Raw genomic sequence first — 2,678 nt, 5'->3', positions numbered from 1 at the left:
GGAGGTTTTCGCTGATGATCTGCATGTTCTGCAGAAGTCTTCGCAGTTCCTCGTTCTGGGACCTGAGCATGGTGTAGCTTCTGCTGCTCAGGCGCTCCACGCTCTTGCTGCTTTCCTTGAGGCTGGCAGCGGTGACGCCTATGCTGTCCATGGTTTCGGGCAGAGTCTTTGAAGCCTGGTACAGGTTGTCCAGGGTCCGGGCTATCTGATCCGCAGCTCCCCCTTCCTTGTCCAGCTGCAGCCGGTCCAGGCCTTTATCCACCTTCTGCAGGATTTGTCTGGAATCCTTGAGCACGGCATGCAGATCAGTCCGCTTTTCCTCCGGGTCCTCCAGTGGTCCGATGAGCCCGGATATTTTACGATTGGTATCCCTTAGTTCCTCAATAAAGACCTCCGCCCTGGCGGATATGCCGGCCAGGTCAAAGGACTGCACGCTCTTGTCCAGGCTCTGGATAAGATGGTCCAGGTGGTTCAGTGTCTTTTGAATATCCATTTCTTCTATCTTGGCCATGGTATTGCCCAGGGACTCAAAGGTCTCCTCCAGGCGGGCGAATGTACCGGGCGCGGAGGGGATATATGTGTACCTTGGCTCCCAGTTTACGGGCAGGGGGGGATGGCGCACAGGGTCTACGTAGTCCATCTCCAGATAGGCCGCACCGGTTATGCCCATGGGCAAAAGCCTTATCCTGAGCCCCTTCTGGATCTCCCGTTCCAGAAATCTCTCAAAGGCTTCCTGGTCCCGGACCCCGAATTCATTCAGTTCCAGGCTGATCTGCAAAAGGACGTAGCGTTCTCCGGGATCCCCGGCCTCCGGGTATCTAATTCCGACAAAGGTTACTTCGTCTACGCGCCCCACGGTAACTCCGCGCATTTTGACCTGTGATCCTTTGTCAATCCCCTGGACGGATTCATCCAGGTAAGTCTCTATGGTCAGTGTTTCCCTCCACAGAGCCCCGGCCCCCAGGACGGCCAGGGCCCCCAGAAACAAGGCCAGTCCGATGCTTACGAAAATGCCTATGGTGTAATAATTGGGTTGTGTACTCATTGGGCCACCTTGTCCCGTTGTAAAAAAGAGCGCACCCATGGATCCGGATGGGTGCGGCTCAACTCCAGGGGGTTACCCTGGGCTGCAAGGTTTTTATTTCGCTTATCCAGGATGATCATGCGGTCGGCTATTTTGAAGATGCTGTCCAGTTCGTGAGTGACGATGACAAAGGTTATTTTCAGGGTCCGGGCTATACTAAGGATAAGCTCATCCAGCTCCAGCGAGGTCAGAGGGTCCAGTCCGGCTGATGGTTCGTCCAGGAAAAGTATGGAGGGGTCCAGGGCCATGGCCCGGGCTATGGCTGCTCTTTTCTGCATCCCGCCGCTTATTTCCGAGGGCATGTGTTTTTCGTATCCTTCCAGGCCTACCTGGAAGAGTTTAAGGCGGCAGACCAGGTTCATGGCCTCCAGGGGCATATCTGTGAACTCCTCCAGGGGCAGGCGGACATTCTGCAGAAGGGTCATGGAGCCGAAAAGGGCCCCACTCTGGTAGCTGATGCCTATGCTGTTCATGATCTGCGTTTTTTCAGTGGGCGTGGCCCGGGTCAGGTTGCGGCCATGAATAAATATTTCCCCCCCAAGAGGGGAATACAGGCCTATGAGGTGTTTTAGCAGGGTACTCTTGCCGCTGCCGGATCCTCCCAGGATAACGAACACTTCCCCGGTGTAAACATCGAAGGATACGTCCTCCAGCAGTGTTTCCCCTGGAAAACCCATGTACAGGTTACGCACGGAAACAGGGTGTATCTCTTTCTGAGGCATATTTTAAATCCCAAGGGAATAATAGACAACTGCAAATATGCCGTCGGCCACGACAATCAGGACTATGGCGCTGACCACGGCGCTGGTGGTGGACCTTCCAACCGCGCTTGCACCGGACCCGGTCTGCAGCCCCCGGACGCATCCAATCCAGGCTACCAGGATGCTGAAGACGAACACCTTGGCCATTCCTCCCAGAAAATCAGTCATGCCAACGGAAATACTAAGCTGATGAATGTAGGAACTCAGCGTAAAATCCATAGAAAGCATTACCAGAGCTCCACCGATAAAGCTGAAGAGCAGAAAAAAAATACATAATAGCGGGGTTACCAGCATGGCCGCAAGCATGCGGGGCACCACCAGGAAGCGCACCGGGCTGAGTCCCATGGTCTGCAGGGCGTTGATCTCCTCGTTTGTCTTCATGGTCCCAATTTCAGCAGCAAATGCAGAGCCGGAGCGTCCGGCCAGGATTATGCTCGTGACCAGGGGACCTAGTTCGCGGACCATGGACAGGCCGAGAAGCTTGGCCACGAATATTTCCGCGCCGAAGGCCCTGAGGGTAATGGCGGTCTGAAAGGCAATTATAACCCCGATGAGAAAGCCCATAAGGGCTATGATGAACACAGCCCTGCCGCCGACACTTTCCATGTGCGACAAAACGTCTTTCCAGCGCACGGTCCCGGGGTGGGTCAGGCTGTAGGCGAAGGCGGAAACGAACTCCCCGACAAAGGAGACAAATTCTCTGGTGTCCCGGCCCAGGTTGACCGCTGCCCGGCCCAGTTCCTCCAGAGCCGAGTATTTGCGCTGCATGGGCCTGGGACGGCAATCGAAACAGTCAATCTCTTCCTGGATGTGCCTGAAGTCGGGACGCAGGC

The 2,678-nt window shown here is 55.5% G+C and carries 3 protein-coding genes; all 3 read right to left on the bottom strand.

Annotated elements, in window-relative coordinates; genetic code table 11:
* The coding region (locus tag QZP87_RS01805; protein WP_291321211.1) for an MlaD family protein at positions 1–1,045 on the bottom strand (1,045 nt) is incomplete at its 3' end.
* On the bottom strand, positions 1,042–1,806 hold the full coding sequence (locus tag QZP87_RS01800) for an ATP-binding cassette domain-containing protein (RefSeq protein WP_291321210.1): 765 nt from the start codon (positions 1,804–1,806) through the stop codon (positions 1,042–1,044). The genes QZP87_RS01800 and QZP87_RS01805, both read right to left, overlap by 4 nt.
* A 3-nt stretch (positions 1,807–1,809) precedes the next feature.
* The coding region (locus QZP87_RS01795) for an ABC transporter permease (RefSeq protein WP_291321209.1) at positions 1,810–2,678 on the bottom strand (869 nt) is incomplete at its 5' end.

The sequence above is a fragment of the Desulfonatronospira sp. genome (genome assembly GCA_003563255.1).
Classification (GTDB): Bacteria; Desulfobacterota; Desulfovibrionia; order Desulfovibrionales; family Desulfonatronovibrionaceae; genus Desulfonatronospira.
Note: the sequence above shows the minus strand (reverse complement) of the source record. Positions and strands in the feature narration are given on the sequence as shown.

Excerpts from the sequence above, each read along its gene's own strand:
- QZP87_RS01800 (WP_291321210.1), bottom strand. The coding sequence starts at position 1,806 with ATGCCTCAGAAAGAGATACACCCTGTTTCCGTGCGTAACCTGTACATG.